The sequence below is a fragment of the Methylobacterium haplocladii genome (assembly GCF_007992175.1).
Lineage (GTDB): Bacteria > Pseudomonadota > Alphaproteobacteria > Rhizobiales > Beijerinckiaceae > Methylobacterium > Methylobacterium haplocladii.
This window is the reverse complement of the sequence record NZ_BJZT01000013.1, coordinates 153,430-171,452: the sequence shown is the minus strand read 5'-3', so window position 1 is coordinate 171,452 and position 18,023 is coordinate 153,430. Positions and strand designations below refer to the sequence as shown.

General features: G+C 68.3%; 10 protein-coding genes. 8 read left to right on the top strand and 2 right to left on the bottom strand.

Annotated elements, in window-relative coordinates:
- Positions 1–26 precede the first annotated feature (26 nt).
- The 8 genes from metF to addB all read left to right on the top strand — a co-directional run bounded on the left by metF (position 27) and on the right by addB (position 15,610).
- Positions 27–950: a methylenetetrahydrofolate reductase [NAD(P)H] gene (gene metF, locus MHA02_RS07270; RefSeq protein ID WP_147077978.1), complete on the top strand. Its 924-nt coding sequence runs from the start codon at positions 27–29 to the stop codon at positions 948–950.
- A gap of 170 nt (positions 951–1,120) precedes the next feature.
- Positions 1,121–4,870, top strand: coding sequence for a methionine synthase (metH, locus tag MHA02_RS07265; RefSeq protein ID WP_147077977.1), 3,750 nt, complete (start codon positions 1,121–1,123; stop codon positions 4,868–4,870).
- Between the two features lie 263 nt (positions 4,871–5,133).
- On the top strand, positions 5,134–6,540 hold the full coding sequence (ahcY, locus tag MHA02_RS07260) for an adenosylhomocysteinase (protein ID WP_147077976.1): 1,407 nt from the start codon (positions 5,134–5,136) through the stop codon (positions 6,538–6,540).
- 370 nt (positions 6,541–6,910) lie between these two features.
- Positions 6,911–9,427 (top strand): sensor histidine kinase, encoded by a 2,517-nt coding sequence (locus MHA02_RS07255; RefSeq protein WP_147077975.1) that lies wholly within the window; start codon positions 6,911–6,913, stop codon positions 9,425–9,427.
- A gap of 180 nt (positions 9,428–9,607) precedes the next feature.
- Positions 9,608–11,188: a tRNA (adenosine(37)-N6)-threonylcarbamoyltransferase complex ATPase subunit type 1 TsaE gene (gene tsaE / locus MHA02_RS07250; RefSeq protein WP_238180319.1), complete on the top strand. Its 1,581-nt coding sequence runs from the start codon at positions 9,608–9,610 to the stop codon at positions 11,186–11,188.
- A 7-nt stretch (positions 11,189–11,195) separates the two neighbouring features.
- Positions 11,196–11,621 carry a VOC family protein gene (locus tag MHA02_RS07245; RefSeq protein ID WP_147077973.1) on the top strand — a complete coding sequence of 142 codons (426 nt, stop codon included), beginning with the start codon at positions 11,196–11,198 and terminating at the stop codon, positions 11,619–11,621.
- A 93-nt stretch (positions 11,622–11,714) separates the two neighbouring features.
- Positions 11,715–12,461 (top strand): nucleotidyltransferase family protein, encoded by a 747-nt coding sequence (locus tag MHA02_RS07240; RefSeq protein WP_147077972.1) that lies wholly within the window; start codon positions 11,715–11,717, stop codon positions 12,459–12,461.
- A gap of 38 nt (positions 12,462–12,499) precedes the next feature.
- The gene (gene addB, locus MHA02_RS07235; RefSeq protein WP_147077971.1) at positions 12,500–15,610 is read left to right on the top strand and encodes a double-strand break repair protein AddB; all 3,111 of its coding nucleotides are present in this window, start codon (positions 12,500–12,502) and stop codon (positions 15,608–15,610) included.
- On the opposite strand, the gene murJ is transcribed toward addB, so the two are convergent.
- A complete protein-coding gene (murJ, locus tag MHA02_RS07230; protein WP_147077970.1) occupies positions 15,611–17,140 on the bottom strand; it encodes a murein biosynthesis integral membrane protein MurJ in 1,530 nt (509 codons plus the stop codon).
- A gap of 247 nt (positions 17,141–17,387) precedes the next feature.
- Positions 17,388–17,984, bottom strand: a complete 597-nt coding sequence (locus tag MHA02_RS07225) for a superoxide dismutase (protein WP_147077969.1) — start codon at positions 17,982–17,984, stop codon at positions 17,388–17,390.
- Between the last annotated feature and the right edge of the window lie 39 nt (positions 17,985–18,023).

The window sequence follows — 18,023 nt, the reverse complement described above, 5'->3', positions numbered from 1 at the left end:
AACCGACCGACATAGAGGACGAAACGATGCCCAACGCCAATTCCCACCGCGCCAGCCGCGACGGCTTCCGCCCGATCCGCGTCTCGATCGAGTTCTTCCCGCCGAAGACCGACGAGATGGAGAAGATTCTGTGGTCGTCGATCGAGCGCCTTGCGCCGCTGCAGCCGAAATTCGTCTCGGTGACCTACGGGGCCGGCGGCTCGACCCGCGAGCGCACGCACAACACGGTCGCCCGCATGGTCAAGGAGACCAGCCTCAAGCCGGCCGCCCATCTCACCTGCGTCAACGCGACGAAGCCGGAGATCGACGAGGTCGTGCAGTCCTACTGGGATGCCGGCGTGCGCCACATCGTGGCGCTCCGCGGCGACCCGGCCGACGGTGTCGGCTCGACCTACAAGCCGCATCCGGGCGGCTACGCCCAGTCCTGCGATCTCGTCGCCGGCATCAAGAAGATCGGCGACTTCAAGGTCGCGGTCTCGGCCTATCCGGAAGTGCACCCCGAAGCCGCGTCGCTCGAAGCCGATATCGACGCGCTGAAGGCGAAGGTGGATGCCGGTGCGGATCAGGCGATCACGCAGTTCTTCTTCGATAACGACGTCTATTTCCGCTACCTCGACAAGGTGCGCGCGGCCGGGATCACCATCCCGATCATCCCCGGCATCCTGCCGGTGCAGAACTTCAAGCAGGCGGCGAATTTCGCCCGCCGCACCGGCGCCTCGGTGCCCTACTGGCTCGCGGCCCGCTTCGAGGGACTCGACAACGACGTGGACACGCGCCGCCTCGTCGCCGCCGCGGTCGCCGCCGAGCAGGTGATCGATCTCGTCGACCAGGGAGTCAACGATTTCCACTTCTACTCGATGAACCGCTCCGACCTCGTCTATGCGATCTGCCACATTCTGGGCCTGCGCTCGCAGGCGCCGAAGGTAGCGGAGCGGAAGGCGGCGGCTTGATCGCTTCGATCGCACCAGCACCCCAACCCTGAGGCGTGCCCGCGCCAGCGGGCCCCAAAGGGTCCTCAGGGATAGCGGTGGATAATGGAAAACCCTTCGAGGCCGCCGCTTCGCGCCGGCACCTCAGGGTAAGGTGGTTTGATGGGACCTCGCGTCCCCGAGGATACGAAATGACCGAACTCCGCCCCGTGGACGGCACCGAGATCGAAGCCGCACTGCGTCAGCGCGCCTCCGAAAAGATCCTCGTGCTCGACGGCGCGATGGGGACGGTGATCCAGCGGCTCGGCTATGGCGAGGCGGATTTTCGCGGCGCGCGGTTCATGGACCATTCCCATGACCAGAAGGGCAACAACGACCTCCTGATCCTGACTCAGCCCGACGCGATCCGTCAGATCCACCTCGACTACTTCCTCGCCGGCGCCGACGTCTGCGAGACGAACACCTTTTCCGGCACCACGATCGCTCAGGCCGATTACGGCATGGAATCGATCATCCACGAGCTGAACAGCGAGGGAGCGCGCCTCGCCCGCGAGGCCGCGAAGCTCGCCGAGGAACAGGACGGCCGCCGCCGCTTCGTCGCCGGCGCCATCGGCCCGACCAACCGCACGCTCTCGATCTCGCCGGACGTGAACAACCCCGGCTACCGGGCCGTGACCTTCGATCAGGTCAAGCAGGCCTATGCCGAGCAGGTCCGCGGCCTGATGGACGGCGGCGCCGAGCTGATCCTGATCGAGACGATCTTCGACACGCTCAACGCCAAGGCCGCCATCGCCGCGACGTGGCAGGTTTTCGATGAACGCGGCGTTCGGCTGCCGATCCAGATCTCCGGCACGATCACCGACCTCTCAGGCCGTACGCTCTCGGGCCAGACGCCGGAGGCGTTCTGGAATGCGCTGCGCCACTGCGCGCCGATGACCTTCGGCCTGAACTGCGCGCTCGGCGCGAAGGAGATGCGCGGCCATATCAGCGAGCTCTCGCGCATCTGCGACACGCTGGTCTGCGCTTATCCGAACGCCGGCCTGCCGAACGAGTTCGGCCTCTACGACGAGAGCCCCGAGGCGATGGGCAAGCTCGTCGGCGAGTTCGCGGCGTCGGGCATCGTCAACATGGTCGGCGGCTGCTGCGGCACCACGCCGGACCACATCCGCGCCATCGCGGAAGCCGTGGCCGACAAGAAGCCGCGGGCAATCCCCGAGGTGCCGCGCCTGATGCGCCTGTCGGGCCTCGAGCCCTTCACGCTCGCGAAGGAAATCCCCTTCGTGAATGTCGGCGAGCGCACGAACGTCACCGGCTCGGCCAAGTTTCGCAAGCTGATCAAGAATGGCGATTTCGCCGCGGCTCTCGACGTCGCCCGCGATCAGGTGGCTGCCGGCGCCCAGATCATCGACGTGAACATGGACGAGGGCCTGCTCGACTCGCAGAAGGCCATGGTCGAGTTCCTGAACCTCGTCGCCGCCGAGCCCGACATCGCCCGCGTGCCGGTGATGGTCGATTCCTCGAAGTTCGAGGTGATCGAGGCCGGCCTGAAGTGCATCCAGGGCAAGGCGATCGTGAACTCGATCTCCATGAAGGAGGGCGAGGCGAAGTTCGTTGAAGCCGCGAAGATCTGCCGGTCCTACGGCGCCGCCGTGGTCGTCATGGCCTTCGACGAACAGGGCCAGGCCGACACGCTGGAGCGCAAGGTCGAGATCTGCACCCGCGCCTACAAGATTCTGACCGAAGAGATCGGCTTCCCGCCGGAAGACATCATCTTCGATCCGAACGTGTTTGCCGTCGCCACCGGCATCGAGGAGCACAACGGCTACGGCGTCGCCTTCATCGAGGCGACCCGCATCATCCGCGAGACCCTGCCCCACACGCACGTCTCGGGCGGCATCTCGAACCTCAGCTTCGCCTTCCGCGGCAACGAGCCGGTGCGCGAGGCGATGCACGCGGTGTTCCTGTACCACGCGATCCAGGTCGGCATGGACATGGGTATCGTCAACGCGGGCCAGCTTGCGGTCTACGACGAGCTGCCGCCGGAGCTGCGCGAGCTCTGCGAGGACGTCGTCCTCAACCGGCGCGACGATTCCACCGAGCGCCTCCTCGACGCCGCCGAGCGCTTCAAGAGCGGCGGCGAGGCCAAGGCCAAGACCACCGACCTCAGGTGGCGCGAGGCCCCGGTCGAGAAGCGCATCGAACACGCGCTCGTCAACGGCATCACCGAGTACATCCTCGCCGATACGGAAGAAGCCCGCCAGGGCGTCGAGCGGCCGCTCCATGTCATCGAGGGCCCGCTGATGGCCGGCATGAACGTGGTCGGCGACCTGTTCGGCTCGGGCAAGATGTTCCTGCCGCAGGTGGTGAAGTCGGCCCGCGTGATGAAGCAGGCGGTGGCCTATCTCGAGCCGTACATGGAGGCCGAGAAGCTCGCCAACGGCGGCGATGGCAAGCGCCGCGCGGCCGGCAAGGTGCTGATGGCGACGGTGAAGGGCGACGTCCACGACATCGGCAAGAACATCGTCGGCGTGGTTCTGGCCTGCAACAACTACGAGATCATCGATCTCGGCGTGATGGTCCCGGCCGCCAAGATCCTCGACATCGCCAGGAAGGAGGGTGTCGACATCATCGGCCTCTCCGGCCTGATCACGCCGTCCCTCGACGAGATGGTGCATGTCGCCTCCGAGATGGAGCGCGAGGGTTTCGAGGTGCCGCTGCTGATCGGCGGGGCCACCACCAGCCGCGTCCACACGGCGGTGAAGATCGACCCGGCCTACAATCGCGGCCAGACGATCTACGTCACCGATGCCAGCCGCGCGGTCGGCGTCGTGTCGAGCCTGATCTCGAAGGAGACCCGCGGCGGCGTCATCGAGAAGATCCAGGCCGAATACCGCAAGGTCGCCGAGGCCCATGCCCGCTCGGAGATGGACAAGACGCGTCTGCCTTTGGCCAAGGCCCGCGCCAATCCCTTCAAGATCGACTGGTCGGGCTACGCCCCGAAGAAGCCCTCGTTCACCGACGCCCGGGTGTTCGGCTCCTACGAGGTCGCCGACCTCGTGCCCTACATCGACTGGACGCCGTTCCTGCAGACCTACGAATTCAAGGGCCGCTACCCGGCGATCTTCGAGGATCCCGAGCAGGGTCCGGCCGCCAAGGCCCTGTTCGACGACGCGCAGGCGATGCTGAAGCAGATCGTCGCGGAGCGCTGGTTCAACCCGAAGGGCATCATCGGCTTCTGGCCGGCCAACAGCGTCGGCGACGACATCCAACTCTACACGGGCGAGAGCCGGACGGATGTGCTCGCGACCTTCCATGGCCTGCGCCAGCAGCTGTCGAAGCGCGACGGACGGGCGAATACCTGCATTTCGGACTTCGTCGCGCCGAAGGACAGCGGGATCGGCGACTATGTCGGCGGCTTCGTCGTGACGGCCGGGCTGGAGGAGGTGCGCATCGCCGAGCGCTTCGAGCGGGCGAACGACGATTACCGCTCGATCCTGGTCAAGGCGCTCGCGGACCGCATCGCCGAGGCGTTTGCCGAGCGCATGCACGAGCGGGTGCGCCGCGAGTTCTGGGGTTATGCCCCGGATGAGAGCATCGCGACCGATGAGCTCGTCCACGAGAAGTACGACGGCATCCGCCCGGCCGCCGGCTACCCGGCCCAGCCCGACCACACCGAGAAGGTCACCCTGTTCGACCTGCTTAAGGCCGAGCGCCGCATCGGCGTGAAGCTCACCGAGTCCTACGCGATGTGGCCGGGTTCCTCGGTGTCCGGGCTCTACATCGCCCATCCGCAGTCGCACTATTTCGGCGTCGCCAAGGTCGAGCGCGATCAGGTCGAGGACTATGCCGGCCGCAAGGGCATGGACATCCGCGAGACCGAGCGCTGGCTCGGGCCGATCCTGAACTACGACCCGAAAAGCTACCTCGTCGCAGCGGAATAACCGCGAGGGCTGCGGGCCCTTCCGCCGTCATCGCGAGCGCATCGAAGCGATCCAGGCCACACCCTCGACGCTCGGGGAGTTGGCCCTGGAGCGCTTCGCTACGCTCGCGGTGACGGGAGGGAGTCTTGAAACCGTTCGTTCGGCGCCCCACTGCGTTAGCCAGCCTCGAACTTATATAAAGACATCTTTATGTCTTGATTGATTCCTATCCCGGCGCCTGCTAGAGACACCGTCGAGCACCGACACAGCGAGAGGACACCCATATGGCTGCCGCAAACGACTACATCGTCAAGGACATCGCGCTCGCCGAGTACGGCCGCAAGGAGATCTCGATCGCCGAGACCGAGATGCCCGGCCTGATGGCCACCCGCGAAGAGTACGGCCCGTCGCAGCCGCTCAAGGGCGCCAAAATCGCCGGTTCGCTGCACATGACGATCCAGACCGCGGTGCTGATCGAGACGCTCAAGGCTCTCGGCGCCGACATCCGCTGGGTCTCGTGCAACATCTACTCGACGCAGGACCACGCCGCCGCCGCGATCGCCGCCGCCGGCATCCCCGTCTTCGCCATCAAGGGCGAGACGCTGGAGGATTACTGGAACTACACGGCCCGCCTGTTCGATTGGCATGACGGCTCGATGCCGAACATGATCCTCGACGACGGCGGCGATGCCACCATGTTCGTCCACCTCGGCCTGCGCGCCGAGAACGGCGACACGGCGTTCCTCGACAAGCCGGAGTCGGAAGAGGAAGAGATCTTCTTCGCCCTCCTCAAGAAGAAGCTGCAGGAGAAGCCGAAGGGCTGGTTCGCCGGTCTCGCCGACTCCATCAAGGGTGTCTCGGAAGAGACCACCACCGGCGTCCACCGCCTGTACAACCTCGCCAAGGAGGGCAAGCTGCTCTTCCCGGCGATCAACGTGAACGACGCCGTCACCAAGTCGAAGTTCGACAACCTCTACGGCTGCCGCGAGTCCCTGGTCGACGGCATCCGCCGCGGCACCGACGTTATGATGGCCGGCAAGGTCGCCATGGTCGCGGGCTTCGGCGACGTCGGCAAGGGCTCGGCCTCGTCGCTGCGCCACGCCGGCTGCCGCGTTCTGGTCTCGGAGGTCGATCCGATCTGCGCACTCCAGGCGGCCATGGAAGGCTACGAGGTCGTGACGATGGAAGACGCGGCGCCCCGCGCCGACATCTTCGTCACCGCCACCGGCAACAAGGACATCATCACGATCGAGCACATGCGGGCCATGAAGGACCGCGCGATCGTCTGCAACATCGGCCACTTCGACAACGAGATCCAGGTCGCCGGCCTGAAGAACCTCCGCTGGTCGAACATCAAGCCGCAGGTCGACGAGATCACCTTCGCCGACGGCCACCGTATCATCCTGTTGTCGGAAGGCCGCCTGGTGAACCTCGGCAATGCGACCGGCCACCCGTCCTTCGTGATGTCTGCATCCTTCACCAACCAGACGCTTGCCCAGATCGAACTCTGGACGAACCCCGGCAAGTACGAGCGCCAAGTCTACACGTTGCCGAAGGCCCTCGACGAGAAGGTCGCGATGCTTCACCTTGAGAAGATCGGTGTGAAGTTGTCGAAACTCCGGCCCGATCAGGCAGCCTATATCGGCGTCGGCGAGAACGGACCGTTCAAGCCCGATCACTATCGTTACTGATACTTCGCAACCGGCGCCACGACGCCGGAGACTTCGGAACGATTGGAAAGCCCGGCCTAGCGCCGGGCTTTTCCTGTTTCGTTCTCAGTCCAAAAACGATCCACCGGCCTGAGCTGGAGTCAAGACCGGTTTTTCGAACTGTGGCTTTTCTGCGCATCATCAGGACGGCGTGCGGCGGGGCCCAATTTCCCCCTTCCGGCGCGATTCCGCGCCGCGATATGGTGAACTGATTCCTCAGGTGAGGTTGCTCCGAATCCGGCTTCTGCCGGGGGCGGGACCGGCAGATTTTGCCGGACGGGACCGCTCGCTTCGAGCGCCCCGGCGGCACCTCGTCGGCGGTGCGTCGGCGACTCTTGAAGGCGGTAGGGACATGGGGGTCGAAAGGGCGGTGCGTGGCCTGACGCACACCGGCGCGCTCTGCGTGATCTTCGCCTTCGCACCCGCTGCGGTGAGCGCGCAGGAGATCGGATCACCGGCCGGGCGGCCGTCGATGTACGCCATGCCCGCTCATAGCGCCGCCGTGCTCGCCGTCGTCATCGGGCTCATCGTCTTCGCGACGATCTTGTCGCTGCTGTACCTGCGCGAGCGCGCCGGCTGGACCCGCCGGGAGCGGGGCCTTCAGGCGGCCCTCGCGGCCCTGCAGGGCGCCGACGATCGGGCCGAGTTGCTGCTCCACGCCGACAGTCAGGTCATCGTCTCTTGGGCCGGGCGCGGCGAACCGGCCATCGAAGGCGACGCGGGCTTCGCCCTCGACGGCACCCCTCTCGGGACCGTCGCCGGCGTTCACGGCGGAGTCCGCCGGATCCTGGCCTTCGGCGCTTGGCTCGCCCCGCAGGACGCCACGGCCCTGGAGGACGAGATCGAGGCCCTGCGCCGCCGCGGCACCGGCTTCCGCCGCACGCTGCGGACGCTCTCGGGACGCTTCGTCGAGGCACAGGGTCAGGCGGTGAGCGGGCGCGTGATGCTGCGTCTGCGCGAGACCACCGGCGAGCACCGCGCGCTGATCGAGGCCCGCGCCGGCATCGAGGCCGCGGCCGACGAGATCCTCGCCCTGCACGGCCTGCTCGACGCGATCCCACAGCCGGTCTGGCAGCGCGACCGCACCGGCGCTCTGGCCTTCGTCAATACCGCCTATGTCTCGGCCGTCGAGGGCGGCAGCCGCGAAGCGGTCCTCCAGGCCGGCACAGAGCTGCTCGACCGGAGCGCCAGGGGTCGCGTGGCGCGCGAGGAGACCGGTCTCAACGGCTCGCCGCAGGCCCTGCGCCTGTCCGGCGTCGTCGCGGGCGCGCGCCGCATCCTCGACGTCAGCGAGAGCACGGCCGAGGGCGGCCGCGTCGGCATCGCCGTCGACGTCACCGACCTCGAGAGCGTGAAGGCCGACCACCAGCGCCAGATGGCCGCCCATGTCCGCACCCTCGACCAGCTGCCGACGGCGGTGGCGATGTTCGATCAAGGCCAGCGCCTGATCTTCCACAACGCCGCCTACCAAAAGCTCTGGGACCTCGACCCGGCCTTCCTCGACAGCCGGCCGCTCGACGGCGAGATCCTCGATCGGCTGCGCGTCATGCGCAAGCTGCCCGAGCAGGCCGACTTCCGCAGCTGGAAGGCCGAGGTGCTCGCCGGCTATCGCGCCGTCGAGGCCACCGACGTGCCGTGGTACCTGCCCGACGGCCGCACGCTCAGCGTCGTCGCCGACCCCAATCCGCAAGGCGGCCTGACCTACCTGTTCCAGGACCTCTCCGAAAACCTGAAGCTCGAATCCCGCTACTCGGCGGCCATGAAGGAGCAGGCCGAGACCCTCGACACCCTGAAGGAGCCGGTCGCCCTGTTCGGTGCCGACGGGCGCCTGCGGCTCGCCAACCAGGCTTTCCGCGCCGTGTGGCGGATCGCCGAGGCGGCGGTGATGGACCATCCGCGCATCGACGCGGTCATCGCGTCCTGCCGCACCCTGTCCCCCGATCCGGAACCGTGGATGGACATCCGCGGCATGGTCACCGGCCTGAGCGAGACCCGCTCCGACCTCTCCTGCCGCCTGGAAGTGCTGGACGGCAGCGTGCTCGACTGTACGGCCCGGCCTCTGAACGCCGGCGCGACCCTGCTGACCTTCATCGATGTCACCGCGAGCGTGAACGTCGAGCGCGCACTGACCGAGAAGAACGACGCCCTGGAGCGGGCCGCGCAGCTGCGCGACACCTTCGTCCACCACGTCTCCTACGAATTGCGTTCGCCGCTCACCAACATCATCGGCTTCACCGAGCTGTTGGGCGACGAGACCGTCGGCGCTCTCAACGCACGCCAGCGCGAGTACGCCGACCACATCCGTGGCTCGTCCTCGGCGCTGCTCGCCATCATCAACGACATCCTCGACCTCGCCTCGATCGACGCGCATTCGCTGGCGCTCCAGCGCGAGACCGTGGACGTGCGCTCGACCATCGAGGCGGCGGCGCGCGGCGTCGACGATCGGCTCAAGGAATTGAGCATCGCCCTCGACCTCGACGTACCGGGCGATGTCGGCAGCTTCCCCGCCGACGCCAAGCGCGTCCGGCAGATCCTGTTCAACCTGCTCTCGAATGCCGTGGGCTTCTCGACGGCCGGCCAGCGCGTGCGGGTCGAGGCGCGGCGCACCACCGACGACCTGGTGCTGAAGGTGGTCGACCAGGGCCGCGGCATCCCCCAGGAGGTCATCGCCCGGGTGTTCGACCGGTTCGAGAGCCACACGCTCGGCACCAAGCATCGCGGCGTCGGCCTCGGCCTCTCGATCGTGCGCTCCTTCGTCGAGCTGCATGGCGGCCGGGTCGCGATCGAATCGACGCCCGGCGCCGGTACCGTCGTCACCTGCAGCTTTCCGCTGGAAACGCCGGACGGCAACCGCGAGGCGGCCGAGTGAAGCATGCAGACCGGGGACGAGCCTGTGCGAACCCCGTCAAAGGCCTACGGAATCAGGCGGCTTTAATCTAAGGTTGGGCCTCACATGTTGACCTTCGCGCATGGCCGATCCACGCGGGGGTTCGGGGCGGAGGAGTCAGTGGTGAACGAGGATCGGGAGACCATCCCCGCGGCAGAGACTATCGACGCGGCCGCGGCCGACGCCGCGAGCGCCGCCGCGGAAAAGCCCTGGGAGATCGTGCTGCCGGAGGAAGGCGCCACCGAGGATCTCGGGGCCTTCCTCGCCGGCATGCTGGTGCCCGGCGACCTCGTCGCGCTCTCGGGCGGTCTCGGCGGCGGCAAGACCGTGCTCGCCCGGGCGATGGTCCGCGAACTGACCGGCGATCCCGATCTCGAGGTGCCGAGCCCGACCTTCACGCTGATGCAGCCCTATGACGGCCAGGCGCGCGGCGGTCAGCCCGGCCCGGCCATCGTCCATGCCGACCTCTACCGGCTGCGCGGGCCGGACGAGCTGATCGAACTCGGCTTCGACGAGTTGACCGAGACCGCGATCACCCTCGTCGAGTGGCCGGAGCGCATGGAGCCGCGCGCCACGCCGATCCTGACGGTCGAGCTGTCGTTGCGCCCCGAATTCGGCGAGGGCTCGCGCTTCGTGCGCATCGACGGCCTCAACGGCATGCGCGCCCGCCTCGACCGGGCCCGTGCCGTTCGCGCCCTGCTCGGCCGCAGCGGTTGGGACGAGGCCGAGCGCCATTTCATGCAGGGCGACGCCTCGGCGCGCGCCTACGAGCGCTTGGTGAAGCCCGACGGGACGAGCGCCGTGCTGATGATCTCACCGGCCCGGGCAGACGGTCCGCCGGTGCGCGACGGCAAGCCCTACAGCGCCATCGTCAAGCTCGCCGAGACCGTCGACGCCTTCGTCGCCATGGATCGCGGGCTCCGCGCGATCGGCTTCTCAGCCCCGAAGATCTATGCCGAAGACCGGGCGCAGGGCCTGCTCATCATCGAGGATCTCGGCCGCGAGCCGGTGACCGAGAACGGCGCGCCCCGTCCCGAGCGCTACACGGAGGCCGTGCGGCTGCTCGCCCGGCTCCACGCCACGGAGCTTCCAGGGGTGCTGCCGGTGGCTGACGGCGTCGACCACACGCTGCCGCCCTACGACCTCGAAGCCCTGCTGTTCGAGGCCGAGTTGCTGCCCGAGTGGTACACCGTTCACAAGGGCACGCATCTCGACGGCGCTGCCCGCGCCGAGTTTCTCGCCCTCTGGACCGAAGCCCTCGAGGACCTCCTCGCCGAGCCCACCACCTGGACCCTGCGCGACTATCACTCGCCGAACCTGATCTGGCTGCCCGAGCGCGACGGCCTGGAGCGGGTCGGCGTGATCGACTTCCAGGACGCGGTGCTCGGCCACCCGGCCTACGACCTCGCCTCGTTGCTGCAAGACGCCCGCGTCGACGCGAGCGCCGATTTCGAGCTGCGGCTGCTCGGCCTCTACATCCGCGAACGCCGGGCTCGCGACCAGAACTTCGACATGCAGGCCTTCGCCCGCGCCTATGCGGTGCTGGCCGCCCAGAGGGCGACGAAGATCCTCGGCATCTTCGCGCGCCTGGACAAGCGCGACGGCAAGCCGGGTTACCTCGCCCACCTGCCGCGGATCGAGGGCTATCTCGCCCGAAACCTGGCCCATCCCGGGCTCGACCGGCTGCGCGCCTGGCACGAGCGGCACCTGCCGAGCCTCGTCGCCAAGCCGTCCAACGGCTGAGCGAGCCGTGCAGCCGCGCCTGACCCTCGTCACCCTCGGCACCACCGACCTGCCCCGAGCGATCCGCTTCTACGAGGCGCTGGGCTGGACCCGCTCGTTGCAGGGCAGCGACGGCGTGGCCTTCTTCCAGGTCGGCGGCATGGTCCTCTCGTTGTTTCCCCGCGAAAGTCTCGCGGCAGATGCCGGCGTGCCGGCCGAAGGCTCGGGCTTTCGCGGCTTCTCGCTGGCCTACAACACCGCCAGCCGGGAGGAGACCGACGCCGTTCTCGCCCAGGCCGTTGAAGCCGGAGCGACGCTCGTGAAGCCGGCGCACGACGTGTTCTGGGGCGGCTATTCCGGCTACTTCGCCGATCCCGACGGCACGCTCTGGGAAGTCGCCTGGAACCCGAGCTTTTCGCTGTTGCCCGACGGCAGCATGGTGCTGCCGGACTGACCCGACACGTCCGTCCCCGCTTGACGGAAGAGCCGCCGTGAACACGATGCCGCGGCACGGCGGGTGCCGGTGCCCACGAGAAAGCCGGCCGGTATGAGCGACGCCCCCGACCAGACCGCGATCACGCGCGCCTTCGTCCTCGCCGCGGGCCTCGGAAAGCGCATGCGGCCGATTACCGCGACGGTGCCGAAACCCCTCGTCGAGGTGGCCGGCAAGGCGCTGATCGACCACGCCCTCGACCGAGCCGCAGAGGGCGGCATCACCGAGGCCGTCGTCAACATCCACTGGCTCGCCGACCAGATGGAAGGCCACCTGCTCCACCGGAGCGGCCGACCCGCGATCACCATCTCGGACGAGCGGGAGGCCCTGCTGGAGACCGGCGGCGGCGTGAAGAAGGCGCTGGCGCTGTTCGGCACGGAGCCCTTCGTGGTGTTCAACTCCGACTCGTTCTGGCTCGAAGGCCCCAAGCCCAACCTGTCGCGCCTCATCGCCGGCTGGGACCCGGAGGCGATGGACATCCTGCTCCTCGTAGCCCCCACCGCGACGAGCCTCGGCTACGACGGCGCCGGTGATTTCTTCATGGATTCCGACAGCCGCCTCGCTTGGCGCGGCGAGCGCGAGGTCGCGCCCTTCATCTACGCGGGCGTCGCCATCCTGAGGCCCGAGCTCTTCGCGGATACACCGGACGGCTCCTTCTCCCTCACCATGCTGTTCGCCCGCGCGATCGAGCGCGAACGCTGCTACGGCCTGCGCCTCGACGGCCAATGGCTCCATGTCGGCACGCCGGAGGCCATCGCCGCCGCCGAGACGCGGGTGAAGGAGAGCGCGAGCGCGTCGTGAGGCACGAGCCGGCGGATCGATGGTAGAAGGCGCGGATCATGGCCGCCTCCTCCATCTTCACCATCCCCCCCGGCGCGCCGTTCCTGCCGACGCTGGCCGATGAACTGATCTCCGGCCGGCTGGTCGGCGCCATCGGCGGAGATCCGTTCGCGCTCGCATCGGTCACGATCTACCTGCCGACGCAGCGGGCGGTGCCGGCGCTGTCTGCGATCCTATCCGAGCGGCTCGGCGGGGCGACCTTGCTGCCGCGGATGATCCCGCTCGGCGAGGCCGACGAGGCGGAGCTCGACCTTGCCGCGAGCCCGTTGCTGGAGACGGCGGCGCTGGCGCTGAACCCGCCGATGCCTCCGCTGGAAAGGCGGCTGATCCTGGCGCGGCTCGTGCAGCAATGGGGCAAGGCGGTCGACCGTGCCCTGCTGCGGATCGGCGACGACGTGCCGTTCCGCGTCCCCTCCTCGCCGGCCGATGCCGTCTGCCTCGCGGCCGATCTCGAACGGCTGATGGATGCGCTCACCGTCGAGGGTCTGCCCTGGGACGAGATCGGCGCAGCGGTCGAGGTCGAATACTCGCGCTATTTCGGGCTGACCCTCGACTTCCTGAAGATCGCCGCCGACAGCTGGCCGACCATTCTCGCGGAACGGGGCCTGAGCGATCCGGTCGTCCGCTCGCGCCTGCTGGTGCTCGCCGAAGCGGACCGGCTGTCCCGCGAAAAACCGTCGGACCCGGTGATCGTCGCCGGCTCGACCGGCTCGGTGCCGGCCACAGCAAAACTCATCGCCGCCGTCGCCGGGCTGCCGCGCGGCGCCGTGGTGCTGCCGGGCCTCGACCAAGACCTCGACGCGGAGGGCTGGGACGCGATCGAGACCGAGGCCGAGATCGCTCACGGCCACCCGCAGGCGATCCTGCATCGGCTGCTCGGACCGCTCAACCTGAACTGCGACCGCGCGGAGGTGGCTGCGCTGGGCTCGCCGACGCCCGAGGCGACGGCACGGCAGCGCATGCTGTCGCAGGCGCTGCGACCGGCCGAGACTACCGATGCCTGGTCGGAGATCCCAGCTGACGCGCGCATCGCGATGGCACGCCGCGGGCTCGACGGCATAGCCGTCGCCGAATGCCGCGACGAGCGCGAGGAGGCCCTGGTGATCGCCCTGGCGCTCCGTGAGACACTGGAGACGCCGGGCGCCACCGCGGCCCTCATCACGCCGGACCGGCTTCTCGCGATGCGCGTCTCGGCGGAGCTGGCGCGCTGGGGCGTCGCGGCGGAGGACTCGGCCGGAGCGAGCCTCGCCCGCGCCCCCGCTGGCCGTTTCGCCCGCCTCGTAGCGGAACTCGCGGTGGACGTCGCGCCAGCCCGCGTGATCGCGCTGCTGTCACATCCGTTCGTGCGGCTGGGACTGACGCGCAGCGACGTCGTGCGAGGAGCCGCAGCACTGGAAATCGGCGCATTGCGCGGCCCCGCACCGCGTGCGGGATTCGCGGGCCTCTGCGAAGCCGTGCGCTTCGCCCGCGCAGGCGAGGGCCGCGTGCCACGTGCGCGGCGCCGGCTCCGCACGATCGACTGGGGCCTCGCCGAAACCGTGATCTCGCGGCTGGAGACGGCCTTCGCCAGCTTCGCCGACATCGCGAACGACCCGACCAACCTCGTCGCCATTGCAGAGCGTCACAGAAAGACCTGCGACGACCTGATGCGGTGCCGGGCCGACGACGCAGCCGGTGCGCCGGAGGACTCCTCGCTCGACACGCTCGACGGCCTGTTCGACGACCTGGGTTCTGCAGACAGCGAAGAGCTGCCCGGTCAAGTTCGGGACTACCCGGCCTTCTTCACGGCGCTCGCCCGCGAGCGCACCATCGTCGCGACGCCCCGCGCCGCACATCCGCGCCTACGCATCTTTGGCCTGCTGGAGGCGCGTCTGCTCGGCGTCGACCGCATCGTGCTCGGCGGCCTCGACGAAGGCGTCTGGCCGATGCGGACCAAGACCGACGCCTTCCTCAACCGGCCGATGCGCATCCGCGTCGGCCTCAATCCGCCGGAGCGGCGCATTGGGCAGAGTGCGCACGACTTCGTTCAGGCGCTGGGCTGCCACGACGCCGTGATCACGCGCGCCGCCAAGCGCGAGGGCACGCCGACGGTGCCCTCGCGCTTCCTGCAACGGCTCGGGGCATTTGCGGGCGAAGCGGCCTGGCAGGGTGCGGTAGAGGCCGGGCAGCGCCTGCGCAGTTACGCCACCGTACTCGACAGTGGCCGCGGCATCCGCGTGCCGCGCCTGACCCGGCCGGCACCCAAGCCGGACCCGGCGCTGTTCCCACGCCAGTTGAGCGTCACCGAGATCGAGACCCTGGTCCGCGATCCCTACTCGATCTTCGCCAAGCACGTCCTCGGCCTCGAGGCCCTGGAGCCGATCGCGGTGAAGCCCGGACCGAGCGAACGCGGCACGCTGGTGCACGCGGTGATGGCAGAGTTCGCACAGGCCTATCCGGGGGCCATCCCCGATCGCTCGGAGGCGACGGCCCGTCTCGATGCCTTCGCGCAGGACGCGTTCGTCGCGATCAGGGCCGATTATCCAGAGCTCTATGCCGAGTGGTTTCCGCGCTTCCAGCGGATGGCCGCGAGCTTCCTCGACTGGGAGATCAAGCGCCGGCCCGACGTCACCGCAATCAGGCCGGAACTCTACGGCCGATGGGCGATACCGCTCGGTGCGGAGACCTTCACCCTCACCGGGCGTGCCGACCGGATCGAAGCGCGTGCCGACGGCGGTTTCTGCATCGTCGACTATAAGACCGGCACGCCGCCGAGCAACAAGACCGTCTTCGCCGGCTTCTCGCCGCAGTTGACCCTCGAGGCAGCGATGCTCATGAACGGCGCCTTCGACGGGCTGAAGGCCAAGTCGGTGCCGGACCTGCTCTACGTCCACGCCACGGGCGGGCGCGAGCCGTTCCGGCCGATCCCGGTCAAGCCGCCGCAGGGCGAGGCGCGGACCATCGAGGCGATCGTGCCGGAACACGTGGCGCGTCTGCGCGGCCTGCTCTCCCGGTACTTCACCGGCGAGGCGGCGTATCTCTCGCGGCCCTACGCGCAATATACGCGCGTCTACAGCGAGTACGACCACCTCGCGCGCGTGCTGGAATGGTCGCTCGCCGGCGAGGCGTGATCAGGCGCGCCGCAGCCTGACGCCGAAGGCCGCGAGCACCGCGACCAGCGTTCCGCCGTAAGCGATGGCGCCCGCCGTGCCGAGGACGGCGAGCACCGCGATTTCGCGGAGATGCGGGAGCGCCGGCACCACGGTGTCGGCAAAGGGCAGACCGTAGACCGCGAGGAACGCCAGCACGATGCAGGCTAGGGTCACACCGAGCACCGCCACACCGAGGGTTCGTCCCGGCGCCGTCCAGCCCCGGCGCAGCGCCAGACCATAGAGCAGGACAAGATTGATCCACTGTCCGACCGCAGTGGCGAGGGCGAGGCCGGTGACACCGTAGGGTCCTGTCAGGACGAGCTTCAGCAGCACGTTCACGGCGATGCCGGTGAGCGAGGCGACCAGCGGCGTCACTGTGTCCTGGCGCGCGTAGAAGCTGGCCACGGCGCTCCGCACCAGCACCACCGCCGGCAGCGCGATGCCGTAGGCGGCGAGCACCGAGGCCGAACGGGCGGCGTCCTCGGCCGAGAAGGCCCCGCGCTGGAAGAGCGCCGCCATGATCAGCCCCGGCAGCGTCAAAAAAGCCACCGTGAACGGCGCCGACAGCGCCAGCGAGAACCCGGCCGCCCGGTTCTGCGCCGCATGTGCGCCGGCCGCGTCGCCCGCCGCGAGCCGGCGGCTCATCTCGGGCAGCAGCACCGTGCCGGCCGCGATGGCGATGACGCCGAAGGGCAGCTGGTAGAGCCGATCCGCATAGTAGAGCGCCGAGACGGCGCCGACCGGCAGGAAGCTCGCGATGATGGTGTCAGCGAACGATGCGATCTGGAAGCCGGCCGAACCGATCACGGCCGGCCCAAGCACCTTGAAGAAGCGCCGCATGTCCGGATCGCGCAGGGTCGGCCGGGTCGGCCCGGGCGCGAAACCGCCGCGTCGAGATGCCCACCAGACGAGGACGAATTGCAATACGCCGGAGACCGTGACGCCCCAGGCGGCGGCATAGGCGGCATTCGGAAACAGGAAAGCCAGCGCCAGAGCCGCCAGCATCGCGAGGTTCAGGAGCACCGGCGCGCCGGCGGCCGCGGCGAAGCGGCGATGCGCGTTGAGCACGCCGGAAAACAGCGTCACCAGCGTCATGAACAGCAGGTAGGGGAAGGTGATCCGGGTCAGCGAGACCGCGAGCGAGAACCGCTCGGGATCTTCGGAAAAGCCCGGCGCCAGCCCTCGCACCACCCACGGCATCGACGGCCAAGCCAGCCCCAGCAGGATCACCTGTACGATCAGCATCAGCGTGAAGACGCGGTCGGCGAACCTCTTGGCGGCGCCCGCTTCGCCGGCCTCTTCCAGTCGCGCATAGGCCGGCACGAAGGCGGTGTTGAAGGCGCCTTCTCCGAAGATCGCGCGGAAGTGGTTCGGCAGGCGGAAGGCGACGACGAAGGCGTCGGCGATCGGGCCGGCGCCCATGACCGCCGCCATCACCACGTCGCGGGCAAACCCCGTCACCCGGGAGATCAACGTCCAGCCGCCGACGGAGAGAATCGAGCGGATCATCTTTTTTGGACGATGCAGGGCGGAAGGGAGTGTTCGGTGCGCACGTGCGTCTCGCCTTCTGCATCCCGTCAACCTACCTCGTTCTGAGGTGGGTTGGTGGGAAGCCCCTGCCGATCGGAGAGGGTCTAGGCTTGGCAGGACGCTGTGTGCAAGCCGCGCGATCCACCGCCGAAAACAGAAAAAGCCGCCCCTCGGGATGAGGAGCGGCTTCGAATTCGATCCGCCGGACGGGCGATCCTAATTCGGCTTACTTCGCCTCGCCGTAGAGCTTCTCGACGTATTCCCAGTTCACGAGGTTCTCGACGAAGGCCTTAAGGTAGTCGGGGCGGCGGTTGCGGTAGTCGATGTAGTAGGAATGCTCCCAGACATCGACGCCGAGGATCGGCTTGGCGCCGTGGACCAACGGGTTCTCGCCGTTCGGAGTCTTCTGGATGACGAGCTTGCCGTCCTTGACCGCGAGCCAAGCCCAGCCGGAGCCGAACTGGCCGATGCCGGCCTGGATGAAGTCGGCCTTGAACTTCTCGTAGCCGCCGAGGTCCTCGTCGATCTTCTTCGCGAGGTCGGCCGGGGGCTGGCCGCCGCCGTTCGGCTTCAGCCAGTTCCAGAAATGGAGGTGGTTGAAGTGCTGCGCGGCGTTGTTGAACAGCGGCTGGTTCGAGCCGTGCGAGGCCTTGACGATCTCCTCGAGGCTCTTGCCTTCGAGCTCGCTGCCTTCGAGCAGTTTGTTGGCGGTGTCGACATAGGTCTTGTGGTGCTTGTCGTGATGAAACTCGAGGGTTTCCTTCGACATGTAGGGGCCCAGCGCATCGTAGGCGTAGGGAAGCTCGGGAAGGGTCAGGGTCATTCAGATCACTCCGTGTCGGTTGGGCCCCGGGGCATAGAG